Source organism: Alkalihalobacillus sp. BA299 (genome assembly GCF_017745675.1).
Lineage (GTDB): Bacteria > Bacillota > Bacilli > Bacillales > Bacillaceae_F > Alkalihalobacterium.
Window position 1 is genome coordinate 84,002 of the sequence record NZ_JAFLJM010000001.1, and the last position, 24,997, is coordinate 108,998.

21 protein-coding genes and 3 pseudogenes are annotated in these 24,997 nt (G+C 36.4%); 21 read left to right on the forward strand and 3 right to left on the reverse strand.

From position 1 onward, the window contains the following. Window positions 1–34 precede the first annotated feature (34 nt). The 6 genes from J0N78_RS00385 (at window position 35) to J0N78_RS00410 (ending at window position 5,403) form a co-directional block, all read left to right on the forward strand. Window positions 35–805, forward strand: coding sequence for an SDR family NAD(P)-dependent oxidoreductase (locus J0N78_RS00385; protein WP_209121033.1), 771 nt, complete (start codon window positions 35–37; stop codon window positions 803–805). A gap of 58 nt (window positions 806–863) precedes the next feature. Further along, window positions 864–1,331 (forward strand): PPC domain-containing DNA-binding protein, encoded by a 468-nt coding sequence (locus J0N78_RS00390; RefSeq protein ID WP_209121034.1) that lies wholly within the window; start codon window positions 864–866, stop codon window positions 1,329–1,331. 19 nt (window positions 1,332–1,350) lie between these two features. Further along, window positions 1,351–2,832 carry a class I adenylate-forming enzyme family protein gene (locus J0N78_RS00395; RefSeq protein ID WP_209121035.1) on the forward strand — a complete coding sequence of 494 codons (1,482 nt, stop codon included), beginning with the start codon at window positions 1,351–1,353 and terminating at the stop codon, window positions 2,830–2,832. A 5-nt stretch (window positions 2,833–2,837) separates the two neighbouring features. Further along, window positions 2,838–3,974 carry a thiolase domain-containing protein gene (locus J0N78_RS00400; protein WP_209121036.1) on the forward strand — a complete coding sequence of 379 codons (1,137 nt, stop codon included), beginning with the start codon at window positions 2,838–2,840 and terminating at the stop codon, window positions 3,972–3,974. A gap of 3 nt (window positions 3,975–3,977) precedes the next feature. Continuing rightward, window positions 3,978–4,301, forward strand: coding sequence for a Zn-ribbon domain-containing OB-fold protein (locus J0N78_RS00405; protein WP_209121037.1), 324 nt, complete (start codon window positions 3,978–3,980; stop codon window positions 4,299–4,301). 139 nt (window positions 4,302–4,440) lie between these two features. Next, window positions 4,441–5,403 (forward strand): bile acid:sodium symporter family protein, encoded by a 963-nt coding sequence (locus J0N78_RS00410; RefSeq protein WP_209121038.1) that lies wholly within the window; start codon window positions 4,441–4,443, stop codon window positions 5,401–5,403. Window positions 5,404–5,538: 135 nt separating this feature from the next. Here the strand turns inward: J0N78_RS00410 and J0N78_RS00415 are convergent, their stop codons facing one another. Then, window positions 5,539–6,972, reverse strand: a complete 1,434-nt coding sequence (locus J0N78_RS00415) for a sigma-54 interaction domain-containing protein (protein ID WP_209121039.1) — start codon at window positions 6,970–6,972, stop codon at window positions 5,539–5,541. A gap of 293 nt (window positions 6,973–7,265) precedes the next feature. On the opposite strand from J0N78_RS00415, the gene J0N78_RS00420 reads away from it, so the two are divergent. The 7 genes and pseudogenes from J0N78_RS00420 (at window position 7,266) to J0N78_RS00445 (ending at window position 12,056) form a co-directional block, all read left to right on the forward strand. Beyond that, on the forward strand, window positions 7,266–7,778 hold the full coding sequence (locus tag J0N78_RS00420) for a PPC domain-containing DNA-binding protein (protein WP_209121040.1): 513 nt from the start codon (window positions 7,266–7,268) through the stop codon (window positions 7,776–7,778). A gap of 231 nt (window positions 7,779–8,009) precedes the next feature. Beyond that, window positions 8,010–9,491: a class I adenylate-forming enzyme family protein gene (locus J0N78_RS00425; protein WP_209121041.1), complete on the forward strand. Its 1,482-nt coding sequence runs from the start codon at window positions 8,010–8,012 to the stop codon at window positions 9,489–9,491. A gap of 163 nt (window positions 9,492–9,654) precedes the next feature. Beyond that, window positions 9,655–9,705, forward strand: a pseudogene (locus J0N78_RS26455) (hypothetical protein); the annotation flags it as partial. Window positions 9,706–9,763: 58 nt separating this feature from the next. After that, window positions 9,764–9,877 (forward strand): annotated as a pseudogene (locus J0N78_RS26305) (SDR family oxidoreductase); the annotation flags it as partial. Window positions 9,878–9,954: 77 nt separating this feature from the next. Next, window positions 9,955–11,091, forward strand: a complete 1,137-nt coding sequence (locus tag J0N78_RS00435; protein WP_209121043.1) for a thiolase domain-containing protein — start codon at window positions 9,955–9,957, stop codon at window positions 11,089–11,091. Window positions 11,092–11,094: 3 nt separating this feature from the next. Continuing rightward, entirely contained in the window at window positions 11,095–11,427 is a 333-nt protein-coding gene (locus J0N78_RS00440; RefSeq protein ID WP_209121044.1) for a Zn-ribbon domain-containing OB-fold protein, read from the forward strand. 419 nt (window positions 11,428–11,846) lie between these two features. Next, window positions 11,847–12,056 carry a hypothetical protein gene (locus tag J0N78_RS00445; RefSeq protein WP_209121045.1) on the forward strand — a complete coding sequence of 70 codons (210 nt, stop codon included), beginning with the start codon at window positions 11,847–11,849 and terminating at the stop codon, window positions 12,054–12,056. A gap of 569 nt (window positions 12,057–12,625) precedes the next feature. Here J0N78_RS00445 and J0N78_RS00450 read toward each other — a convergent pair. After that, window positions 12,626–13,069 (reverse strand): DUF2512 family protein, encoded by a 444-nt coding sequence (locus J0N78_RS00450; protein ID WP_209121046.1) that lies wholly within the window; start codon window positions 13,067–13,069, stop codon window positions 12,626–12,628. Between the two features lie 247 nt (window positions 13,070–13,316). Here J0N78_RS00450 and J0N78_RS00455 point away from each other — a divergent pair, with 247 nt between their 5' ends. The 3 genes from J0N78_RS00455 (at window position 13,317) to J0N78_RS00465 (ending at window position 16,203) form a co-directional block, all read left to right on the forward strand. Continuing rightward, on the forward strand, window positions 13,317–14,288 hold the full coding sequence (locus J0N78_RS00455; protein WP_209121047.1) for an aldo/keto reductase: 972 nt from the start codon (window positions 13,317–13,319) through the stop codon (window positions 14,286–14,288). Window positions 14,289–14,843: 555 nt separating this feature from the next. Beyond that, complete coding sequence (locus J0N78_RS00460) at window positions 14,844–15,635, forward strand: IucA/IucC family C-terminal-domain containing protein (protein WP_209121381.1); 792 nt, start codon at window positions 14,844–14,846, stop codon at window positions 15,633–15,635. 106 nt (window positions 15,636–15,741) lie between these two features. Beyond that, the gene (locus J0N78_RS00465; protein WP_247747037.1) at window positions 15,742–16,203 is read left to right on the forward strand and encodes a hypothetical protein; all 462 of its coding nucleotides are present in this window, start codon (window positions 15,742–15,744) and stop codon (window positions 16,201–16,203) included. A 109-nt stretch (window positions 16,204–16,312) separates the two neighbouring features. On the opposite strand, the pseudogene J0N78_RS00470 reads toward J0N78_RS00465, so the two are convergent. Beyond that, window positions 16,313–17,095, reverse strand: a pseudogene (locus J0N78_RS00470) (formate--tetrahydrofolate ligase); the annotation flags it as partial. A gap of 322 nt (window positions 17,096–17,417) precedes the next feature. On the opposite strand from J0N78_RS00470, the gene J0N78_RS00475 reads away from it, so the two are divergent. The 5 genes from J0N78_RS00475 (at window position 17,418) to J0N78_RS00495 (ending at window position 24,973) form a co-directional block, all read left to right on the forward strand. Beyond that, window positions 17,418–18,803, forward strand: a complete 1,386-nt coding sequence (locus J0N78_RS00475; protein WP_209121384.1) for a protoporphyrinogen oxidase — start codon at window positions 17,418–17,420, stop codon at window positions 18,801–18,803. Window positions 18,804–19,213: 410 nt separating this feature from the next. After that, a complete protein-coding gene (locus tag J0N78_RS00480) occupies window positions 19,214–21,802 on the forward strand; it encodes a substrate-binding domain-containing protein (RefSeq protein ID WP_209121048.1) in 2,589 nt (862 codons plus the stop codon). A 111-nt stretch (window positions 21,803–21,913) separates the two neighbouring features. Continuing rightward, complete coding sequence (locus tag J0N78_RS00485) at window positions 21,914–22,642, forward strand: LytR/AlgR family response regulator transcription factor (RefSeq protein WP_209121049.1); 729 nt, start codon at window positions 21,914–21,916, stop codon at window positions 22,640–22,642. 319 nt (window positions 22,643–22,961) lie between these two features. Continuing rightward, window positions 22,962–23,960 (forward strand): LacI family DNA-binding transcriptional regulator, encoded by a 999-nt coding sequence (locus J0N78_RS00490; protein ID WP_209121050.1) that lies wholly within the window; start codon window positions 22,962–22,964, stop codon window positions 23,958–23,960. Between the two features lie 203 nt (window positions 23,961–24,163). Beyond that, entirely contained in the window at window positions 24,164–24,973 is an 810-nt protein-coding gene (locus tag J0N78_RS00495; RefSeq protein WP_209121051.1) for a sugar phosphate isomerase/epimerase family protein, read from the forward strand. The last annotated feature ends 24 nt before the right edge of the window (window positions 24,974–24,997 follow it).

Here is a 24,997-nt window from a genome sequence, read left to right on the forward strand (position 1 = left end):
ATTTTAAAAACAAACAGTGAAGGGAGATTTTATAATGAAACGACTAGAAAATAGAGTATCAATTGTTACTGGAGCCGCACGAGGAATCGGTGCTGCAGCAGCTAAGGCACTAGCAAGAGAAGGGTCTCACATTGTGTTAATAGATGTACTAGAATGTGAAACAACAAAGCAAGAAATTAATGAATTGAACCAAGAAGTAGAAGTATTTATTCATAATATTGATATTAAGGAAAGAGGACTCGTTGAAGGGGTTGTCAATCAAACAGTAGAACATTTTGGCCGTATTGATGTCGTTGTTAACAATGCGGGCACATGCTCAAGGCTTGACCTGGAGCATATGACAGATGAAATGTGGTTTAGAGATATTGATACGAATTTACGAGGAACGTTCTTGTTTACCCAAGCGGCAATCTATCCACATATGAAAAATCAAGGCTCAGGAAAAATTATTAACATTAGTTCCATTTCTGGAATTATGGGTGGTCCGATTTCTGGGACTAAAGCAGAAAATGGCGAAAGTGGTCGTTCGGGCCCAGCGTATGCTGCTTCAAAAGGTGGGGTAATTGCATTAACGAAGTGGGTAGCTAAAGAAGTAGGAGAACATGGTATTTGTTGTAATAGTATCGCACCTGGTCCGATTGAAACCGAGATTACTAAGGGAATGAATTATAAATTAGATCAACCAATCCAAAAGATGGGTGTACCAGAAGATATTGCAGAGGCTGTTGTATATTTAGCTTCTCCAGGAGCTGACTATGTAACGGGGCAAGTATTAAAAGTTTGTGGTGGTTCAGCCATAGGCTAAAGTTTTCTTAAGGTTGATGTTTCATGCTATTAAATCTATCAACAGGAGAGGTGGAAGGATGACGAGAAAAAATCACTCCTATCCGACTGAAGCAGGTAAAGTCATTTTTGGATCTTTAACTGCTGGCACTGATTTGATTGAGGGGATACTTGAAGAATGTAGAAAACAACAAATTTCTTCAGGGATGGTTACTTGTATTGGTTCTCTGAAAGAAGTAGGTTATGTTCTTTTTGAAACGAAAAACAATCATCCAACAGGCTATGGAAAACAAATTACAATCAAAAATCCAGTCGAACTCATACATTGTACAGGATTTATTTGTGAAGATGAAAACGGGGAATTAGATATTCATCTCCACGGGCTGGTGACAGAAGAGACTGGGAAGATTAGCGGTGGACATTTTCTAAAAGGGGTAAATCCTACACTGATAACAATTGAATTCACAATTGTTTGCGGGAATGAAATTAAAGCCGTTCGCGAGTATGATGAAGAATTAACGTTTAAGGTTATTAACTATAGTAGGTAGCTGTTAGGGGGTAGAAGAAATGGAAACATTGGGGGCTCTAGCACGAAAAACATTGGTTCAGCATGGAGATAAGCCAGCGATTAAAGATTCGCGTGGGACTATAACGTTTGCTCAGCTTAAAAGAAATACTTGCCAACTCGCTCATGCATTATTAAATGAAGGGTTATCAAAAGGGGACCGTGTTGCGATACTCATGTCAAACCGACGTGAACACGTAGAATTAGATATTGCCATCGCATTAACAGGTTTAATTAAAGTACCGATTAATTATCGTCTCCATCCGAAAGAGTTCGATTATATTGTGGAAAGTTCAGGGGCAGCTTTTTTAATTGGGGAAGCGAATTTGTTAGAAAGTGTAACTGTTCCTATTAAAAAATTAGATGTAGATGAAGAGTATGAAGTGTTCATTAGTGGCCAAAAAGACGAGTTTCCTAACGTTGAAGTAGGAGAAGATGATTTATTTGCCTTGATGTATACTTCAGGGACAACGGGCAAACCAAAAGGTGGCATGCTGACGCATCGCAATATGCTGTCAGGTGCTCTTTCATTAAATATGGTTTGTAATATCACATACGGAGATATTATTGGTCATGTTGCACCATTAACCCACGGTAGTAATTTTCTATCACAATGTGCATTATTCTTCGGCTTAAAACAAGTCATTTTTAATAAGTTTGACCCAAAAGAATTTATCGATGATCTGGAAAGAGAACAAATTTCGATTATCTTTTTAGTACCAACATTAGTAAATATCATGATCCACGAGGAAAACTTTGATCCTAACAAATTACGATATATCAAGTCGATTAACATGGCAGGGGCACCAATGGCCGTAGAAAAGTTGAATAAAGCCTTATCATTATTAGGGCCTAAGCTTGCTGAAACTTATGGACTAGTTGAAGCGCCATTAACGATTACGATGATGCCAAAAGATGAGTTAGCGAGTAAACCAGACTCTTGTGGGGCCATTGGTCCGTTTGTTGAAGTTCGAGTTGTCGATGAAAGTGGGAAAGAAGTGCCTTATGGGGAAATTGGAGAAGTTACATGTAAAGGCTCTCTTGTCATGAAAGGGTACTGGAATAACGAAAAGGCCACGAATGAAACATTAAAAGACGGATGGTTGTACACGGGAGATTTGGGGTGGATCGACGAAAAAGGCTATTTGCGATTAGTCGACCGAGCAAAAGATATGATCATAACAGGAGGCTTAAACGTCTATCCTCGTGAAGTAGAAGAAGTGTTAAACCAACACCCAGATGTAAAAGAAACTTGTGTATTTGGTGTACCTGATGAAAAATGGGGCGAGAGTATTTATGCCCATGTCGTCTTAAGTGACGAAACGAAACAAGTCAGTGAAGACGAGTTAATTGAGCTTTGTAAAAATAATCTAGCAAGCTTTAAAAAACCACGTAGAATAGAGATAGTTAAAGAACTACCGAAAAATAGCTACGGGAAAATTTTACGAAAAACATTGCGCGATCAATATCAATTACAGGGGTGAAGGCAATGTCTACGGTATCTGTCATCGGAAGAGGTATAACGACATTTGGTAGAAAAGAAGAATCGATCAAATCAATGGTTGTTAAAGCATGTCGAGAAGCACTAGTTGAAGCAGGTAAACCTAAAGTCGATGCGGTGTTTGTTGGGAATTTCTCATCAGGACCACTTGCGAGTCAGGAAATCTTAGGCTCCATAATTACGAATGAGCTTGGCTTAGGCAGTATTCCTGCAGTTAAAACAGAAGGTGCTTGTGCATCAGGAGGAATTGCCTTTCGCCAAGCGTATCAGCTTGTGAAAGCAGGAGAATATGATACGGTATTAGTTGCCGGTGTTGAAAAAATGACGGGTATGGATACGGAAACGGTTACAAAAGCGATTAATTACGCGATGGATAATGAGTCCAATGAAGGGGCATCGGGTCTGACATTTCCTGGGTTCTTTGGCGTTTTAGCACACCGTTATATGTATGAATACGGGATGGAGAGAAAACACCTAGCGATGGTTGCACTAAAAAACCGCAACTATGCGATTTCTAATCCTATTGCCCAATTTAAAAAAGAAACGACACTTGAGGAAATTATGAATGCAAAGCCAATCACAGACCCACTTGGACTTTTTGATTGCTCCCCGATTTCTGATGGGGCCGCAGCTGTAGTCATTCAAAAAGGAGACCATGGGGTTCGTATCATTTCTTCTGGGCAAGCATCTGGTACACCGCTCATGCAAGAGGTAGAAGATCTTCTACATATATCTGCGACTAATCAGGCGGCAAAAAGAGCTTATGAAGCGGCTGGAATTGGACCAGAAGATATCGATGTCGTTGAATTGCATGATTGCTTCTCAATGACAGAAATTATTGCCATTGAAGAGTTAGGTTTTTTTGAAAAAGGGAAAGGTTGGGAAGCACTCGAACAAGGTTTAACGCAGCACGGGGGAAAAGTACCTGTGAATACGAGTGGTGGTTTATTATCCAAAGGACATCCGATCGGAGCAACTGGAATTGCTCAAATTGTGCAAATCGTTGACCAACTCAACGGAAGAGCGTGTAACCAAGTAGAAGGTGCACAAATCGGGTTAGCTCAAAATTTAGGTGGAACGGGTGCATATTCCCTCGTCCATATTTTTAGCAAAAAAGGAGTGTAACCAATGAAGCTTCCAGTAAAAAAATGTAAACAGTGCCAATCGATCTTATATACGAGTAAATATCACTGTACAACCTGCTACTCCGATGAATTAGAGCAGACAGAAATTGACGGAAAAGGAAAAGTCTATTCGTACACAAAAATTCATGCAGCACCAAAACAGTTTGCAGGTCAAGCTCCTTATTTCGTCATCCTTGTTCATTTAGATCAAGGATTAAAAGTGACAGGGAGGTTCAATGGTAATAATGTACAAATCGATAAAGCTGTCGAATTGGATGAAATTAAAGATCGAGCTTACTTCTTTAAAGAGGTAGGTACCGATGGATAGTATATTAACTAAAAGTGCATTAATTCAAATATAATCTCTTATCGGATCTATAAATAGAAGGGGAAAAACGCCCCTTCTATTTATGTGAGTACCTAATACCTAGCACTAAAATGACATAAAAACATTTAACAAAGGTGGGATGAATATTAAATTTATTAATTCGTTTATTTCAGGAAACCTGCCATTATTAATTATTATTGTCGCTTTTCTTACGTATTTATCACCGATTCATTTACAAGTGGCTAGCTGGCTGCCGAGCTTATTGCTTGGCTTAGTTATTTTCTTTACGGGATTATCGATGAATGTCGAAGCGATTAAAGAAATGAATTCGAAATATGGGGTTCTAGGTCTTGCTACTTTATTAAAGTGGACGATAACGGTCATTATTTCTATCGCATTAGCACATATCTTTTTTTCTTCACGCCCAGAAATTGCTGCGGGTTTTATTTTATCAGGAACAGTTCCAAATGCGACAGCAGCAACGCTTTATACGTTTATCGCAGGAGGGAACACATCATTAGTCATTGCTGCATCATTTTTAGATATTATAATTAGTCCAATCATTACGCCCTTAGCATTACTAGGAGTAGGTGGCGATAGTGTGACGATATCATTTCTTAACTTGCTGCAATCATTTATTCTTATCGTCATCCTCCCGATTATCGTAGGACTTGTTATGCAGAAAAAGGTACCGCGTTTAGTGGCAAAGTCAGTCAGTTACACGAAGCTTGGGTCATCGATTACATTGCTGCTCATTATTCATACGATTATCGGGAATGCGAAGAATACGATCTCTTCTGAACTCATTCTCATTCCAATGATTACAGCAGTCGCTTTTTTACAAGTAGCTCTTCCGATGATCCTCGCGTATCTCATCCTACAGATGAAATGGGTGCCTATTGCTGAAGGGGACATTAGAGCAATTATCTTCCATGTTGGCTTATGTAATACAGCTTTAGCTGCGATTTTAGCGATTGAATTTATTAGTGAAATTGCTGCTTTACCAGCGATCATAAATATGGTCATTAACCTGTCGTTGGGTTCATATTTAGCCAACTATTTATCCAGAAAGAAAATACAATCGGAAGTTCTTGAAATGTGATGGAAGTAGTGGTGATAACAGTATTAATCAATGAAAAGAGCTTGGAAATAATTGAACTGCACCCCAATTTTTAGACATACAATCTAACAAAATTGGGGTGCAGTTTTTTTGCCATAAATCATCCGCAAAATGTCTTCAAAGGTTGTAGCGCTTTTTCTTTCTGGCTAAAGTAGTAAAGTCTATTCCTAAGATATCTGCGCATCGTTTCATCGGTTTATATTTTGTTAAATAGAAAGCTAGAATTTGTTTCTCATATTCATTGATTAATTCTTTTAACGGCTTTTCACTTGTTAGCGATTGAAGTTCAGCTTCAGGAATATCAGGCTGATTAATACTCTTTGTACGGATTTTAGATGGAACTAGCGAATCATCAATGATATCTTCATCAGATATAATCATCAGTTGTTCAACTAAATTTCTTAATTCGCGGATATTACCAGGCCAATGGTAGGATAGTAGCAAATCAATGGCAGCAGACGAGAAGGACTTTTGCATCTGATGTTTTTCATTATACTTAGAAAGAAAGTGGACTAATAGTACAAAGATATCTTCTGTTCTTTCACGAAGCGGCGGGATGTTAATAGACAATACATTTAATCGAAAGTAAAGATCCTCTCTAAAATGTTTTTCTTGAATCATTTTTTCCAAATTCGCATTCGTAGCTGCTATTATTCTAACATCGATTGGAATTTGTTTTGTTCCACCGACTCGCTGAATTTTCATGTCTTGTAATACCCCTAATAATTTCACCTGAAGAGAAAGGGGCATTTCACCTACTTCATCTAAAAAAATAGTTCCTTTGTGAGCAACTTCAAATAGTCCCACTTTCCCTTGTCTTCCAGCACCTGTGAAAGCACCTGCTTCATATCCAAATAACTCTGATTCTAGTAAATGCTCGGGTATTGCTCCACAATTGATTTTAACAAATGGACCATTGTTTGATCGATCGCTAATGTAATGAATGTAATTGGCTAATACATCTTTTCCTACGCCTGATTCTCCTAAAATGAGAATCGGTGTATCTACTAAAGAGAACTTGTGAGCAAGCGAAACGATTTTTTCCATGGAGGTACTACGATAGATAATTTGATTACCGTCTACACTTGTTAGTTGAACTTCTTGGAGAGTTTGTCTATAACCCTTCGTTAGTGCTGACGTTTCATCCAGTTGATGTTTTAATTTATTAAGTTCTGTTAAATCTCTTACATTTCCAATCGTATAGAGTAGTTGACCTTCATCATCGAAAACAGGTGTTGCCGAAATTAAAGCTTCTACTCCAGTTGGGTAAGTCACTGATTTGGTAATCGTTTCTTTTTTCAAAATAGACTCTATCGATGCGGAATCTTTCAACCAACCTTTTTCGATAATTTCATACACAGTGAAATGGTCTAATTGTGAAGGTAATAAACCTGACATCCGTAAAAAAGATTCGTTATACCAGATTGTTCTTCCATCTGGATCAGTAATGGTAATACCGTCATATGTACTTCCGATAAGCTTTTGAAGTAATAATTCAGTGTCTAAATTTTTATGGAAAACTTTATTTTCACTACCTTTAATTTCCGCCATTATACCAGCTCCCTTATGGCAAAATCGCTATATATTGCAATTTTGCCATAGCAACTATGCGATATCAAGTTTTATTTTTACTATTTTTGTACTCTTTTGCCTTATTTAATTGAATTATATACTTACTTATTTTTACTGAAACGGAATATGAAAATGATTTTACTAGAAAGATTGAGTTCGAATTTAAATTTTGTAAGAAAAAAGTTGGAACTGTCCTATAAAGCACCATTTTGGCATGGAAATTGCAAAATAGAAGGTATGTAGTAACAAATAGATTTTGAAGGAGGTTATACATGATGAAAACGCTAACGAACCATTCAATATATGATGAAGAGAACGGAATCATCTTTGGATCCTTGACGATGGGCACAGATCTAATGGAAGGAATTATTCAGGAATATGAGAGATACAACATTCATTCTGGTGTTGTCACCTGCATGGGTTCATTATCTCAAGCCACTTATGTATATATTAAGAATGATCAACATGGAGATTTATCGTATAGTGATGAAATAATTGAGGAGGGACCGATAGAATTATTAAATGGAACAGGTTTTTTATGCAAAAACGAAAATGGAAAAACAGATTTCCATTTGCATGCGATGTTTGGTAATCAAAAGGGAGCGGTTTTTGGTGGGCATATCCTTCCTGGCAAAAATCCTACACTAATCACAATAGAGTTCACCATTAAAGTTGGAAAGGGTATTCAAGCCTTACGTACATTTAAACCGCAGTTAGGGTTTCAAACGATAACTTTTAGTAATGCTAACAAAGGAATCAAACTTATAAGTGGTGACTATAAATAAAATTATTTAACAAATATCAAAAATAGGAAACTCAAAAAATAGGAGGTGTATAATAATAGGCTTGATATTAAAGAGCTACGATCAAATTGAAAGCGTTGTCAATCAAAAAAACAAACACTATAAAGATTTGTAGAAGCGCTGTGATAGCATAAGGATAAAAATCTATGAAATTAGTTTGTGAGTAAAAAAATCGGTGTAATAGTTTTATCACGTTTAATAGGGGGTAGAATAATGGAAACACTAGGTACATTAGCTAAAAAAACAATGCTCCAGCATGCGGATAGACCAGCAGTTAAAGATTCTAGAGGTACAATCACTTATAACGAGCTCCAAACCAAAGTATGTCAACTTGCTAATGCACTATTAAATGAAGGGCTGCAAAAAGGGGACCGAGTTGCGATTTTAATGTCAAACAGACGTGAACATGTGGAATTAGATGTTGCTATTGCTTTAACAGGATTAATAAAAGTCCCTATCAATTATCGTCTCCATCCAAAAGAGATGGCGTATATTTTAGAAAATTCTGGAGCATCATTGTTAATCGGAGAAATGAATCTACTAGATTGTGTAGGTGACACGATTAAAAAAATAGATGTTGATGCAGAGTATGAGAAATTTATTAGTGGTCAGGATAAAACCTTTCCTGATGTTGAAGTGAACGAAGATGATTTGTTTGCCCTTATGTACACATCTGGTACAACAGGTAGACCAAAAGGAGCAATGCTTTCACATCGAAATATGATTTCCTGTGCACTCTCCCTCAACATGGCGTGTGATATCACATATGGTGATACGCTCGGGCATGTCGCACCACTAACGCACGGAAGTAATTTTCTATCGCAATGTGCCTTATTTTTTGGATTGAAACAAGTCATATTTAATAAATTTGACCCGAAAGAGTTTATTGATGATCTTGAAAAAGAGAAAATTTCGATCATTTTTCTCGTACCGACTTTGGTAAATTTAATGATCCATGAAGAAAATTTTGATCCAAATAAGTTACATCACATTAAGTCGATTAATATGGCAGGCTCACCGATTGCTGTTGAAAAATTAAATAAAGCTTTATCTTTATTAGGATCGAAATTTGCTGAAACGTATGGATTAGTTGAAGCACCAATGGCGATTACAATGATGCCGAAAAACGAACTTGGAAGTAAGCCGGACTCATGTGGTGCTATAGGACCATTTGTTGAGGTGCGGATGGTTGATGGAGATGGGAATGAGGTTCCGACTGGTGAAATTGGTGAAGTCACATGTAAAGGTTCTTTAGTTATGAACGGTTATTGGAATAATGAAAAAGCTACAAATGAATCATTTAAGGATGGTTGGTTTTATACAGGTGATTTAGGGCGCCTTGACGAAAAAGGTTATTTACGATTAGTAGATCGAGCAAAGGATGTAATTATTTCGGGTGGTTTGAATGTGTATCCGCGTGAAGTGGAGGAGGTTTTAAATCAACATCCAGATGTTAAGGAAACATGCGTTTTTGGAATTCAAGATGAGAAGTGGGGAGAAAGTATTTGTGCCCAAGTTGTCTTACGAGAAGGTGCAATACCTGTCAATGAACAAGAATTAATCCAGTTATGCCAAGAAAATTTAGCAAGCTTTAAAAAACCCCGTAAAATTGAGATCGTAAAAGAGCTACCTAAAAACAGCTACGGAAAAATTTTAAGAAAAACATTACGAGACAAATATCAAATACAGAGATAGAGGTCACCGTTAACCAAAGAGTTTACTTTTCAGTTTTTATACACAATAAAAAGGATTAGTTCGATATTAAAAGGAATCTGGAGGGAATAGTTTGATAGAAAGAATTGCGATCGTAACAGGAGCAGCATCCAAAAGAGGAATTGGTAGAGCGATAGCAACGGAATTGGCAAAAAAAGGAGCAACTGTCATTATCGCTGACATAAATGAATCAGGAGCAATACAGGCAGCAAATGAATTAAAAGAGTCAGGGTACAACGTAGTTGGTAGTAAAGCGAACTGGTACTTCACAAGAAGTAGCAGCAACAGTTGTGTTTTTAGCATCAGACGAAGCAAGTTATATTACAGGTGAGGAGATTGACGTAAACGGAGGATTACTAATGGATTAGTTTTATACTGATAATCTTACAATTAATAAAAGTTTCACAAAAAAATGAAAATGTATAAAGAACTAGGGGGGAACGTCATGTCTACAGTATCTGTCATTGGAAGAGGAATTACAACATTCGGGAGAAAAGACGAGTCGATTAAATCAATGGTGGTAAAAGCTTGTCGAGAAGCACTAATGGAAGCAGGTAAACCAAAAATTGATGCGGTGTTTGTTGGTAATTTCTCATCAGGACCACTTGCGAGTCAGGAAATCTTAGGTTCCATAATTACGAATGAGCTTGGCTTAGGCAGTATTCCTGCAGTTAAAACAGAAGGTGCCTGTGCATCAGGAGGAATTGCCTTTCGCCAAGCGTATCAGCTTGTGAAAGCAGGGGAATATGATACGGTATTAGTTGCCGGTGTTGAAAAAATGACCGGAATGGACACGGAAACGGTTACGAAAGCGATCAATTACGCGATGGACAATGAATCCAATGAAGGCGCATCGGGTCTGACATTTCCTGGGTTCTTTGGCGTTTTAGCACACCGTTATATGTATGAATACGGGATGGAGAGAAAACACCTAGCGATGGTTGCACTCAAAAACCGCAACTATGCGATTTCTAATCCTATTGCCCAATTTAAAAAAGAAACGACACTTGAGGAAATTATGAATGCAAAGCCAATCACAGACCCACTTGGACTTTTTGATTGCTCCCCGATTTCTGATGGGGCCGCAGCTGTAGTCATTCAAAAAGGAGACCATGGGGTTCGTATCATTTCTTCTGGGCAAGCATCTGGTACACCGCTCATGCAAGAGGTAGAAGATCTTCTACATATATCTGCGACTAATGAGGCGGCAAAAAGAGCTTATGAAGCAGCGGGAATTGGGCCAGAAGATATCGATGTCGTTGAATTACATGATTGCTTCTCAATGACAGAAATTATCGCCATTGAAGAATTAGGATTTTTTGAAAAAGGGAAAGGCTGGGAAGCACTCGAACAAGGTTTAACGCAGCACGGGGGAAAAGTACCTGTGAATACGAGTGGTGGTTTATTATCCAAAGGACATCCGATCGGAGCAACTGGAATTGCTCAAATTGTGCAAATCGTTGACCAACTCAACGGAAGAGCGTGTAACCAAGTAGAAGGTGCACAAATCGGGTTAGCTCAAAATTTAGGTGGAACGGGTGCATATTCCCTCGTCCATATTTTTAGCAAAAAAGGAGTGTAACCAATGAAGCTTCCAGTAAAAAAATGTAAACAGTGCCAATCGATCTTATATACGAGTAAATATCACTGTACAACCTGCTACTCCGATGAATTAGAGCAGACAGAAATTGACGGAAAAGGAAAAGTCTATTCGTACACAAAAATTCATGCAGCACCAAAACAGTTTGCAGGTCAAGCTCCCTACTACATCATTCTTGTGCACTTAGATGAAGGCCTTAAAGTAACAGGAAGGTTCAACGGTAACGATGTGCAAATTAATACACCTGTTGAGTTAGATGAAGTGAAAGAACGCGCCTACTATTTTAAAGCCTCAAATAAAGGAAAAATAATTATTTAAGGTGTTAGGCACTTATAGTGTGCTGAAGGAAGGGCGGGCTTGTCTCCTATTCTAGAGTTGGGCCCATTACATCATATGGGCCTAATGATTTCGCTTACTTGATTTGTAAAGTACATATAATCTAATTTTGTGATGTAATACTAATGATCGACCAACAGTACATTCATACTCAGCTTCGAAATAATATAAATTTATGTACATAATTTTGGCCAATAAAAATAAACTACAAAGGTGAGGGAATATCAAATCATTATATTTATTCATTTCCAGTGATTTTCCGTTATTAATAGAAGTCATTGCAATCATTGTTTACCATTTTACGAAAATTGTTGTCGATATTTTGCGAACGAAATATGTAGTTTCTGTCGACGATTTATGGAATTATAGAATAGTATTTAACAGTAGTGGGGGGACATCAATTGGTTAGTTTTATTGAAAGTGATGCTATTCTAAAAATGTTCTTCGAAGGTTTTTTGCCTGTAATTATAATGTTTTTAATCCCAATCCTGGTGTGGGTAGTGTTTCCGGGTTTATTAGCACAGTTCATTTTTAAAAGTAGATTGGCTTATAGCATAGGAGCATTATTAGGCTTACTTGGTCTTTGCATCGTTAAATTTGGTCCGTTTTGATTAAAAAAATTGAAATTAACCAAAGCTTAACAAAATATATTACTGTAATAATATTATGTTAACTTAAATCTTATTTGAAGATATTTTATCCGGTTTAATTAAGAGAAAATAGGAAAGTAAAGGTAGTCTCACCATTGAGACTACCTTCTATTTTTTGAAGATTATACTTTTAGGAAATTTCGATATTATGAAATTTGCGGATAATATTATAAAATAAGGTTGTTTTCGTAAACTTTGTTGCTTTTGGACCGTTTTTTGAAAATAAAATAGCCTTTTCAAGACAAATTCATTTGTCTGAACGGCTATTTTATTTTCAAAACCTTTACGCTATGCGTGAAGAGCCAAGCATCCGCTTGGCTTACGGTCCAAAAGCTAAAAGCAACAATCTTTGAGAAAAAAGCCTAAAATAATAAAAAGGGCAAAGTAATAACTTTGCCCTTAAAAGGAAAATCAACAAGTGGTTGCGTTCACCCATTATATTTTATTTAAGAATCATGTATTATGATTGTATGTTAGTCCTTGTATGATTGATTTGAATGTTAGTTTCACTTGAGCAAAGTAGTGTTATTTTATTCATCACCGTCATTCTTCAATTTATGTATATCTTCTTCTTCAGCAATTTCGGTCTGAAGGTTTGCATGTGTCGGAATAACAGCAGTATCTTCGAGTTCTCCAACGAAAACATACATTCCCATATACTTATGGAAATACCATTCACCAGCACCAATACCGATTGCTGAGATTACTGCAGGTCCAAGTAAGGGAGAAGCAAAAAATGTGCTGCTATACAGATAAATAAACAAAAAGGCGATAGCCGTTTCAATAAGACAGGTTAGCATGTTATTCATACGTGGCAATACGAATAAATCAATAATGAAATAAGAGAAAAGAGTATAAATGGCTGTGATTACAATAACATGCCCAACTGGAACAGTTACTCCTATAGTTAATACGAAAAACAGCAAAATTGCAGCAACTATAAATTTTATAATTAATGGACGTATGTGTTTCATCGGGTAAAAGTCCTTTCTAACAAATTTATTCGTATCCTTTTCCTGTACTATTCCCATGAAGTGATACGGTTATTCAATCAAAACTTTTTACAAACAATAATATTATTATGTAAACTAAATTACTTTAAAGTGTTTTTTACTTGCTAGTACTTACCAAAAAAACTATTATTATTAATAGTAAGACTTTTAAGAAAAGTAACATAACTTATTTCTATTAGGAAGTGCTTCAAACAAATGGAGGGATTTGATGGATTACCGTACAGTAGGAAAAACAGGAATTAAAGTATCAAGTATGTGTTTTGGCACGATGTCCTTTGGTGGAAATGCGGATAAAGAAACGTCTAAGGCGATGTTTAAACGTACTCGTGAAGCAGGAATTAACTTTTATGACTGTGCAAATATGTATAGTAACGGTTTAGCTGAGGAAATTCTCGGAGAATGTATTGCAGATTGTCGAGATGAAATCGTTCTTACGTCAAAAGTGTATTTTCCAACAGGAGACGATGTAAATGCAAGAGGACTATCTCGTCGACACATAATGCTAGAGGTTGAGAATACTTTAAGAAGGTTAAAAACAGACCGCCTTGATTTCTATTTTGTACATAAATTTGACCCCCATACACCTATGGAGGAAACGCTCCGTGCCTTAGATGACCTACAAGCACAAGGAAAAATCCTTTACCCAGCAGTAAGCAATTGGGCAGCTTGGCAAATCGCAAAAGCTCTTGGGGTATCTGCAAAAGAACAGCTTGCAAGATTTGAATTAATTCAACCGATGTATAATCTAGTAAAACGCCAATCTGAAGTCGAAATACTCCCACTAGCTCAATCTGAACAATTAGGTGTTATTACATATAGTCCGTTAGGTGGAGGCTTGCTAACAGGAAAGTATGGTGTCGACAGTAAGCCAAAGCAGGGGAGATTAGTGGAACAAGAAATGTATACAAAGCGTTATAGTGATCAGATGAACTTTGAAGTAGCAGAACGATTTACAACGTATGCAAAAGAACAAGGGATCAATCCTGCTACCTTAGCGGTGTCATGGGTCATGGCACATCCAGCTGTAACCGCTCCGATTATTGGGGCAAGAAATGTAGAACAGCTGGAATATTCATTAGCTGCTCTTGATATCAAAATGACGCAGGAATGGCGTGATGAAATTTCAAGTTTATCGATCACACCACCACCTGCAACCGATCGGACAGAAGAAACCGAATAAGTTTAATAATATATTCCCTCCCTACTAAAAAAAGTAGGGGGGGTTTGTAGTGAAAATATAGGTGTTATGGACAGTCATCAAATACTAAAGTTTGTGAAAATAGCTTTTATTTTGATTAGGAATTCCCTTTTTTAGAAGATAAAAAACTTTTCAGATGATGTCTAGCTGCAGGTGTTATCGGCTCGATGTCGCTTCGGTCCATCAAACGTGTCTAAAAGTCAAGACACTAATTGCTGGTCCTCCAGCGCTTGTCGCCGATAAGTAGACACCTTCCGCTTTTCATGTCTAGCTGCAGCGCCCAGCGACTAGTGAGACTTCCCTCACCGCCGTACGATAAGTCAACATCGGCTCGCTAGTGCTTCTCCGTGTTTCCTTTATCTTCTGCGGCTCAGTCCAGTCCATACGTCGCTGAACGGGCGCTTCCGCTTTTCTTATTGACAATGATTATCAATATAGATACTATTTATACTATAAATTACGAAAACCGAGTTGATCTTATGAGATAGACTTATTAAATGATAATCAAAAAAGGGAAGCTTCGTTTTGGAGGTACATATGCGAGAAGTTACAATAACATTAGATGAAAAGTTACAGTTAGAAGAATATCGTGTTTGTTTTAAAGGAGAGGACTTCAAAGGAAGGGATAATGGCTCTTCTTCTTTAGCAATACCTGTTGTGGATATGTTTGACAGAGATCAACTGGCAAATTATCTAAATATGGTACAAAAAGAACTCCAAGCTCCTGACCTTAAAGTAGCAGCTTCTGCATTTTCAAAGCGATATAGCTACTTAATAGTGGTCCCAGCCTTTTATTCGTTATATATGTTAAATAAACAATTAAATATGTCGGTGAATAACTTATACCTAATGTCTTCTGCTTCAAGTGAAAGGTGGTTACCACGGATTTACTTAAAAGATCAAAGGGCATATACGCCTGATACGACAGAGGAACGTGAGTGTAGTAGAAATCAACTCATTGAATCGATTTTCGTCAACCATTTAAGTCCACTTTGGAATGAATTATCTGAGGTTTGTAAAATTCCAAAACCGATCTTGTGGGAAAATACAGCGGTCTATACATTCTGGATTTTTGAATCTTTGCTACAAAGGACTGACATACCGTCAGAGCTTCGAGATGCAATCAAAGTTGATTTTGAATTTTTACTATATGAAGCACAGGCGTCTATATTTAAAAGCTTAAACGAGAATCCAATCAGAGCTTTTTACTGCGAGAAGACGAATCTCGATGGAAAACAGGTACGGGTTAGGAAGACATGTTGCTTTTATTATGCGCTTTCTAAAGATGGAGACATGTGTAATGGTTGTCCGCGAAAGGGATGTAATTAAGTTTATCCCGTTTAACTGGCGCTAAGACCATGCTGAAGAATAGGAGACAGGTAATTAAGTGATATTAGGCGAATAAAATATAGTTGAGGAAGAGAGGAGGGATTTGATGGTTTTAAGTATATTTACAATGGTCATAATTTTTGGCGTTTTTATTTTTTTATTAGCAGGGTTAATAGGGTCTCGAAATCCAAAAGGCGGGGGGCAAGGAGAAATGAAAGATTATCTTATTAAAAAGACGTATTACTATCTCATTTCATTTGTAACTTTGATGATGGTCATTGGTGGAAGTGTTGCAGCTTTTATGGCAATAGCTGATTTTGTTGTTCCTCCTACCTATCATTATGATTATTACTATGAGGAGCAAATGTATGAAAAGGAACATGGAAGTGAAAGCACCATCAGTCCAGAAGAGCGCGAAGAAAGACAAGAAAAAGCTAGAGAACAACAGAGACAAAATGCGAAAGATTTAGCCATTAATAATTTAATAAAAAGCTTAGGTTGGATTTTGATCCCACTCCCGATCTTCATTTATTTTCAAAGGCAAATTAGACGAAAAGAAACGGATTAAGTATAGAAGACTTGCGGAAACAAAGCGGAGCATTCTTTAAAAGGCTACTCCGCTTTACATATTTAGATTTTTTCACACTTTATTAGAAAAGTCCGAGTGCACGTCCATCTTAGTCGACGTCCATTTTTAGGGCTGCAGGTTTTTTCGGCAGGCCTGGCATCGTCATAATATTTCCTGAGAGTGCAACTAGAAAGCCAGCACCTATTGATGGCTTGAATTCACGAATCTTAATAGTAAACCCAGTTGGTCTGCCGAGCTTTGTTGGGTCATCAGACAACGAAACTGGCGATTTAGCTATACAAATTGGTAAATGACCCCAACCTAGCGCATCAAACTGCGTAATTTGTTTTTGTGCCTCATCTGAAAACTCGACGTTAATTGCAACGACAAATGGTAATTTAAATGCTTGAATCGTTTTAATATGTTTTTGTAGATTTGATAGTCCTGTGCGTAACGCGTCAACATTTTCATTTTGTAACTCTTGTTTCGACATCCCACCGTGCATTTTCAACGCCCGGATCGTTGCAACGATAACGACGACTTCTGGGTGAATGTCAGCAAAGCGAGCTTTAATGTTCAAAAACTTTTCCGCTCCTAAATCAGCCCCAAACCCAGCTTCAGTTACTACGATATCACTTAACTTTTGAGCCATTTTAGTCGCGATTACGCTATTACATCCATGGGCAATATTCGCAAATGGGCCACCATGGATTAAAGCTGGTGTATGCTCTAGCGTTTGAACAAGGTTTGGCTTGAGGGCATTTTTTAATAAAAGGGTCAGGGCTCCTTCAACACCAAGGTCAGCTACAGTCACAGGTTGTTGATCGAAGTTATAGGCAACGACGATATTAGCTAAACGCTTACTTAAATATAGCAAAATAGTTTTGAAACAAAGGAATTGTCAGAAGGTTTCTTTGAATATAAACGATCATATACATAAAGAAAAAATGTATGAAAAATGACATTTTCTCAAAATGGTAAAGTATAAAGAAAAATTATGTTAAGATTTTTAAATAAGGCTGTTTCCGTAGACTTTGTTGCTTTTGGACCGTAAGCCAAGCATCCGCTTGGCTTACGGTCCAAAAGCTAAAAGCAACAATCTTTGAGAAAAGAGCCTTAAATAAAATAAAACGTATACAGAACGACAAAATAAAAATTATTGTTTTTTCATGGTACAAGCAAATTTAGAACAAATTGGATTAGGAGTGAGAACACTGAAAACAGTTGTTGTTATTGGTGGAGGAATTACAGGCTTAACGACGATGCATTATTTGCAAAAAATTATAAAAGATAAAAAGCTAGATGTAAAATTGGTTTTAATAGAAAAAAATCAGGAGTTAGGTGGAAAAATACAAACCTTCCATCAAGACGAATTTATTATAGAATCAGGGGCAGATTCTATTGTTGCACGACATGAAAGTGTTATGCCGCTTATCAGCGATATAAAATTAGAAGATCAGATGGTTTATAATTCAACTGGGATTTCATATATTTATACGAACGAAGAATTACACCCGATACCTGCAGATACAGTATTTGGTATCCCAATGAGCGTCGAATCTTTATTTAGCAGTACATTAATTTCAGCGGAGGGGAAAACTGCTGCACTTAAAGACCTTGAGATGAAAAATGATAAATTCACAAAAGAAAGCTCGATTGGCTCATTTTTAGAATACTTTTTAGGAAAAGAACTAGTAGAAAAACAGATTGCACCAGTTTTATCAGGAGTTTATTCAGGAAAATTAGAAGAATTAACGCTAGCTTCTACATTACCATACTTGCTTGAGTACAAAAATCAATACGGTAGTATAATTAAAGGCTTAGAAGCAAATAAAGAGCGCTTTCAGGCTACGGCAAACAAAAAATTTATCTCGTTTACTAATGGGCTTTCAACATTAATAGATCAATTAGAAGTTGAACTTGATAATTGTTCGATTTTAAAAGGGGTTACAACAACATCTATTACAAAAAACAATGAAAAATATGAAATTTCATTATCAACCGGTGAAAAAATGGATGCGGATTATGTTATTGTTACGACACCACATGATGTGGCACAAACCTTATTAAATCAAGAGGAATTAGATCCGTATTTTAACCAATTAAAAAACTCATCTCTAATTAGTATTTACCTTGGCTTTAATATTGCTGATGAAGAATTACCGGCAGATGGTACGGGGTTTATCGTATCTGACAAAAGTAAGTTAAACTGTGATGCATGTACGTGGACAAGCAGGAAATGGAAACACACATCCAAAAATGAGAACCTTTTAATTCGACTATTCTATAAAAGTTCGAATCCTAAATACTCAGCTTTAAAGCAAATGAGTGAAAACGAACGCATTCAAGTAGCTTTAAACGATATTGAAGAAGCTCTTGGAATTAAAGGTCAACCAACAGCAGTCGAGGTGACTAACTGGGATAATCTAATGCCCAACTACCATTTAGCGCATAATCAAGCCGTTCAATCGCTAACACAACATTTATCATCCATTCACCCTAATGTCGTTCTAGCTGGCTGTTCCTATTACGGAGTAGGTATAGGTGCTTGTATTAAGAATGGCAAGGATACTGCTGAGGAAATTGCAGAACTATTGTAAATATAATATAGATAAAAAGAACAAAGTGAACAGCATTGGAGCTTGTTTCGCTTTGTTTTTTTTAATTCTTTTTGAGGAATTTAGTTAGCGGAGTGTATTAACATACTAAAGTACTTCCTTTTATGGTTTTTTATCGAAAATTTTCCTTTGATGGAGTAAGTTGTCAGTTTTTGCGCTTCCCCAGGAAATTTCGAAATAATCTGTTATTTAAAACAAGTAATGCAAAGAATTCTCCCTGATATAGATAAGGAAAATAAAAGGGGATAACTTCAATGGTTAATTACTGTTATGTTCATCTATAAACGAATTTAGACTATGTATGAAGATATGGATATAATAGATACAAATATAGTACGATTTATATAAATGAAAGAAATTTTAAGTAGTAATGTCCTAAATAGGAGGGAATAATGCACGAACCTATGTCTACTTCAAATATAAACATTACGAGTAATGAAAATTTATATAAAGAAGTTCTTCGGACCATGTCAGAGTGTGTGTTTATACTTAAACAAACAGGTGAAATTGTTCCCCTGAATGAAAATGTTGAAAAAGTACTTGGTATTAAAACAGCTACTGCATCTAGTTTAATGGAGTTGGAATATATACAAGAGGACGGCTCCCCGTTACTTTACTCTGAATTACCTTGGGCCATCACAGTCGAGAAGAGCATTCCTTTTCAAAATTTTATCTTGGGCATAAAAATTGAAAATAATGATATTAAATGGCTTTCAATTAATTCAACACCACTTAGTATGGAAGAAAGTGGTGACCAGGCAGCACTTGTTAGTATTTCTGATATTTCAGACAGGAAAAAAATGGAGGATGCTATTATTAAATCGAAAGAAGAAGCGGAAAAAGCGAATTTGGCTAAATCAGAATTTCTTTCAAAAATGAGTCATGAACTCCGGACTCCGCTGAATGGAATTCTTGGCTTTGCTCAGCTTTTAGAACTTGACGAAACATTAAATGAACAACAGCGCGATTTTGTTCAGGAAATATTAAATGGTGGCAGTCACTTACTAGAGCTAATAAATGAAATTTTAGATTTATCCCGGATAGAAACTGGCAAATTAAAAGTTTCTATTGATGAGGTTAACCTTGGAACAGTAATCAATGATTGTATTAATATCGTTAGTCCATTAGCTAAACAAAAGAATATCAATATTTATAATCGAGTGAATGAATCGGAAAACATCACCGTTCTTGCTGATCCATTGCGCCTAAAACAAATCCTACTTAACCTCCTAGATAATGCGATTAAATATAATTATGATAATGGTAAAGTGACAATTTTAAGTCATCTAGAAGGAGACGAACAAGTTGTTCATATTATGGATACGGGTGTAGGGCTGTTAGTTGAAGAATACCAAAAAGTCTTTGTGCCCTTTTATCGAATTGAAGGTACAAAAGAAAAAGGGACAGGCATTGGTTTATCTTTAGTAAAACAGCTCGTACAACTAATGGGTGGTAAAATTAGTGTAAAAAGTAGAATCGGAGAAGGTAGTGATTTTTTCTTTAGCTTACCATTGCCTATCGATTTAAAACCGGTAATGCGCTGGGACGATCAGGTAGAGCTTTCTACGAAAAGTGTTAGGAAGGTAGAAAATTACCGTTTGCTTTATATTGAAGATAATGAGTCCAATTTACATCTAGTAAAAAATATTATTAAATCACATCCATCTTATACACTTTTAACCGCACGCACTGGACAAGAAGGATTAAAAATAGCAGCTAAAGAAGATATTGATTTGATTTTGCTTGATATTAATCTCCCTGATATTGATGGGTACGAAGTGTTTAATTCATTAAAAACAGATGTATTAACGAGAGACATTGCAATTATCGCTGTTAGTGCAAATGCGATGCCACAAGACATTCAATATACTTTGGGTAAAGGTTTTGATAATTATTTATCCAAACCAATAAATGTGAGAGAGTTTTTGGAAACTATTAGCGAGACTGTAAATAATACATTCCAACAAAACATTCCTGATCGTAAAATATTAAGTACAGGTCCGAATGAAGAAGAAGCGGTCTCTGCTAAAACACTTCAGTTATCGTTAAGAGAATTGAAAAAGCTCAAGGAAAAGAAATATAAAGCGGCTATTTCTATGCATTATGTTGAAAATGATTGGTCAAGGTCACAAATCGCAGGGTTAAAATCGACCTTTGCGAAAATGGCTATAGATGTAGTTGCTGTAACAAATGCTCAATTTAATTGGGAGAAGCAAGTAGGTGATATCGAAACTATTTTAGCTGAAAAGCCAGATATCATTGTGAGTATTCCAGTTGATCCGATCTTGACAGCAGGATCGTATAAAAAAGCAGCTCAAGCAGGAGTAAAGCTCGTATTTATGGATAATGTACCAATGAGTCTAAAGCACGGGAAAGATTATGTAAGTATCGTTTCTGCTGACAACTATGGAAATGGAATTAATTCAGCACACATTATGGCAGAAAAATTAAATAGGAAAGGAAAAATTGGTATTATTTACTATGACGCAGATTTCTTTGCCACTAAACAAAGAACGGAAGCATTTTCTAAAACGATAGAAGAAAATTATCCTGATATTAAAATAGTTACACGCGGCGGTATTACAAATCCAAGTGAGGGAGAAAAAGTAGCGAAAGATATGATTACTAAGCATCAGGATTTGAATGGAATGTTTGTCGTATGGGATGTACCGGCAGAAGGAGCTTTGAAGGCGGTCCGCGCTGCAGGAAAAAATGATTTCGTAATTACAACTATCGATTTGGGCCTAAATGTGGCTATAGAAATGGCTAAAGATGGACTCATCAAGGGTTTAGGTGCCCAGCTCCCGTACCAACAAGGAGTAGCTGAAGCGATACTAGCAGGATATTCGTTACTTGGAAAACAGACACCGTCCTATGTTGCCGTTCCATCATTAAAAGTAAAGAAGGAAAACCTCCTTGACGCCTGGAAACTCGTGTATAACCAAGACGCACCCGTAAGCATTATATCTGCTTTAAAATAACAAGCCTCATAAAATGGATACGTTTCCTTTTTCCTATCTTTACACCAAGTTATTTTAATGGTATTCATTTGAATAATTTTAAAATAAGAAATCTTAAGGGGGGACAGATGAATGAATGTATTAATTGCCGAGGATGATAGAGCATCTAGAAAATTATTAAAGTATTTTATTGAAAACCTGCCCCAATTTCAAATTGTTGGTGAAGCTACCAATGGTGAAGAGTTGATCCGTTGTGTTATGGATGAAAAGCCAGACATTGCTATAGTAGATATTGAAATGCCTTTATTGGATGGAATGGAAGCGATTAAATCGTGCAAAAACCTCCTCCCTTCTCTTGAGGTCATATTTACAACCGGGCACGATCAATATGCTTTAGCTGCTTTTGATGTAAGCGCTGTCGATTATATTATAAAACCGATTGATAGGCAAAGACTGTACAATGCACTTGAGAAAGTTGAAAAAAGGTTAAAGCAAAGCGGTTTAACACCTGAAAAAGAACAAATGAATAAAGAGATCATGATTAAAAGAAACAATCAGATTACTTTTCTTCCACCTGAAGAAATTTTATTTATTGAAAAATTAGATCGTAAGTCTGTTATTCATACGAAGGACGATAAATTTGAAACAAACGAGCCTTTAACGAGTTATGAAAATAAGCTAGATACTCGTTTTATGGTATCTCATCGGTCATATATTATTAATCTTGATCATTTATCAAAAGTAGAAGCGGTCGGTCAAATGTATAAGGCTCATTTTAAAAACTACAGCGAAACAGCAAAAATTTCAAAGCGTAAAATAGGAGAATTACGACAGTTAAAAACAAAGCTGAATTACAAGTGATATTTATAACTTCGTCAATATTGAGGCGTGCTCATTGAGGCACGTCTTTTTTATATGGGCGTTCCAAGTCATAGATTTTGAACTTAACTACTTGTTAGAACCATTTTTTTGAAGCTATTCCAGAATGATTAAATCACCAGTGTCATTTAAAATTTCTTGAAATTTGTGATTTTATTGTCTAAACGGATAAATTTATTGTCTGATTGATAAGTAAGCGCTTCCGAACGGATTAAAATAGTGTCTATGGCTTGTTCGACATACTGTCTGTAAACGATTACAATCCTATTAAGAAATAAAAAAAAGAAAAGAGAGTCCTAGGATGGTAAGGATCAAAGATGTTGCGAATATGGCTAATGTTTCTACCGCTACAGTCTCAAGAGTTTTAAGCAAGCCTCACACTGTGAAGGAAGAAACGATGGAAAAAGTTTTGAAAGTAATAAAAGAACTAGATTATCAGCCAAATATTTTAGCAAGGCAGTTAAGAAGACTAGAAACAAAAACGGTGATCGTCGTTGTTCCTGATATTTCAAACCCATTTTTCACGAAAGTTTTAAGAGGAATAGAGCATATGGCGGTCGCAAATGGCTACCAAGTTCTCTTAGGAAATACGAGCAGTGATGTGGAGTGGCAAAGTGGTTATTTGAACATACTTCGTCAGAAACAAGCAGACGGCATGGTTTTTTTAACAGCGAAAGTGAATTCTCAGCTAATAGAGGAAATAGCTAATAATTATCCGGTCGTTCTAGCATGTGAATACATTGAAGGTTCCAATATCCCAACGGTTTCTATTGATAATATCAGTGCAGCGAGAAAAGCAACTGAATATCTTATTCAATTAGAACATACGAGAATTGGCTTTATTTCAGGACCACTTAATAGTGTACTAGGACAAGATCGATTAAAGGGGTTTTATCAGGCGATGGCTCAGTATGACATAAAAGTCGATCCAGTGTTAATTCAAGAAGGAGATTTCACTTATGAAAGTGGACTGAATGTAATGAATAAGCTGTTAGCTCTTAATCAACTTCCAACAGCGGTATTCGCGGCTAACGATGAAATGGCTTTTGGCGCAATCAATGCAATAAAGTCTAAAAAATTAAGAGTTCCTGATGATATATCTGTGATTGGCTTTGATGATATAAAGTTTTCGTCCATTTTCGAACCAACACTCACTACCGTTGCACAGCCAGCTTTTGAGATCGGGAACATAGCGATGGAGTTACTCATTAATTTGATGAACAATAAAAAAGTGAATAGAAGTCAATATATTTTAGAAGATCAGCTTGTCATTCGAAGTTCATGTATAAAAAAGCTCTGAAAATAAAATTTTTTACTTGAATGTAATCGATTACAAAAAAATAGTTAAGTTTTAAGCTGTATGATAAAAATTATCAATATTTTAATGGTAATCATGTAATCGATTACAGTATTTTACATTCCTTTAAGGGGGTGAGGATGGACTTCAAGACTGCTCATATGAAGGATGGAAATAATCACTTTACAAGCAATGGAGGATAAAATATGAAACTAGGATACCAAACAAATACATGGGGTGGAGTTGTTGGACACCCTGCAGGAGTTACATCGATTAAAGATAGTTATTATCTAGCAAATGGATCTACAGAAGAAGCACTAACTGACATTGCTAGTGCAGGCTACCAAGGTTTTGAACTATTTGACGGGAACTTAATGCAATTTGCAGACAAAAAAGAAGAAATTAAGGCTTTAATGGACTCTTTAAAATTAAGTTTAATAGGTGTATATTCTGGTGGTAATTTTATCTTTGATGAAATACTAGACGAAGAATTAGCAAAAATTGAAAAAGCAGCTAAGCTTGCAGCGGAATTTGGCGCAGAACATTTAGTGATTGGAGGCGGAGCCATCCGTAGCACGGGCATTTTAGAAAGTGATTACGAAAAGCTCGGTCAAGCGTTAAATAAAGTCATTGCAATTGCAGAAGAAAACGGATTAGTTGCAAGCTACCATCCACATTTAGGTTCATTAGGTGAAACACCTGAACAAGTCGATAAAATCGCTCAATATACTTCGATCAACTTTTGTCCTGACACGGCACATATCGAAGCAGGTGGCGGCGACCCGATTGAGTTTATTACAAAATATCAAGATCGAATCAAATATGTGCATTTAAAAGATTTACAAGATGGCGAATTCCTTCCTTTAGGTAAAGGGAAGCAAAACTTAGCAGGGATTATCGAAGCATTACAATCCATTCAATATGATGGATGGGTCACTGTAGAGTTAGATAGCTATCCAGATCCTAAACTTGGTGCCCAAATGAGTTACGATTATTTAATAAAAAATTACAAATAAACAATAATAGCTTAGGGGGATTTT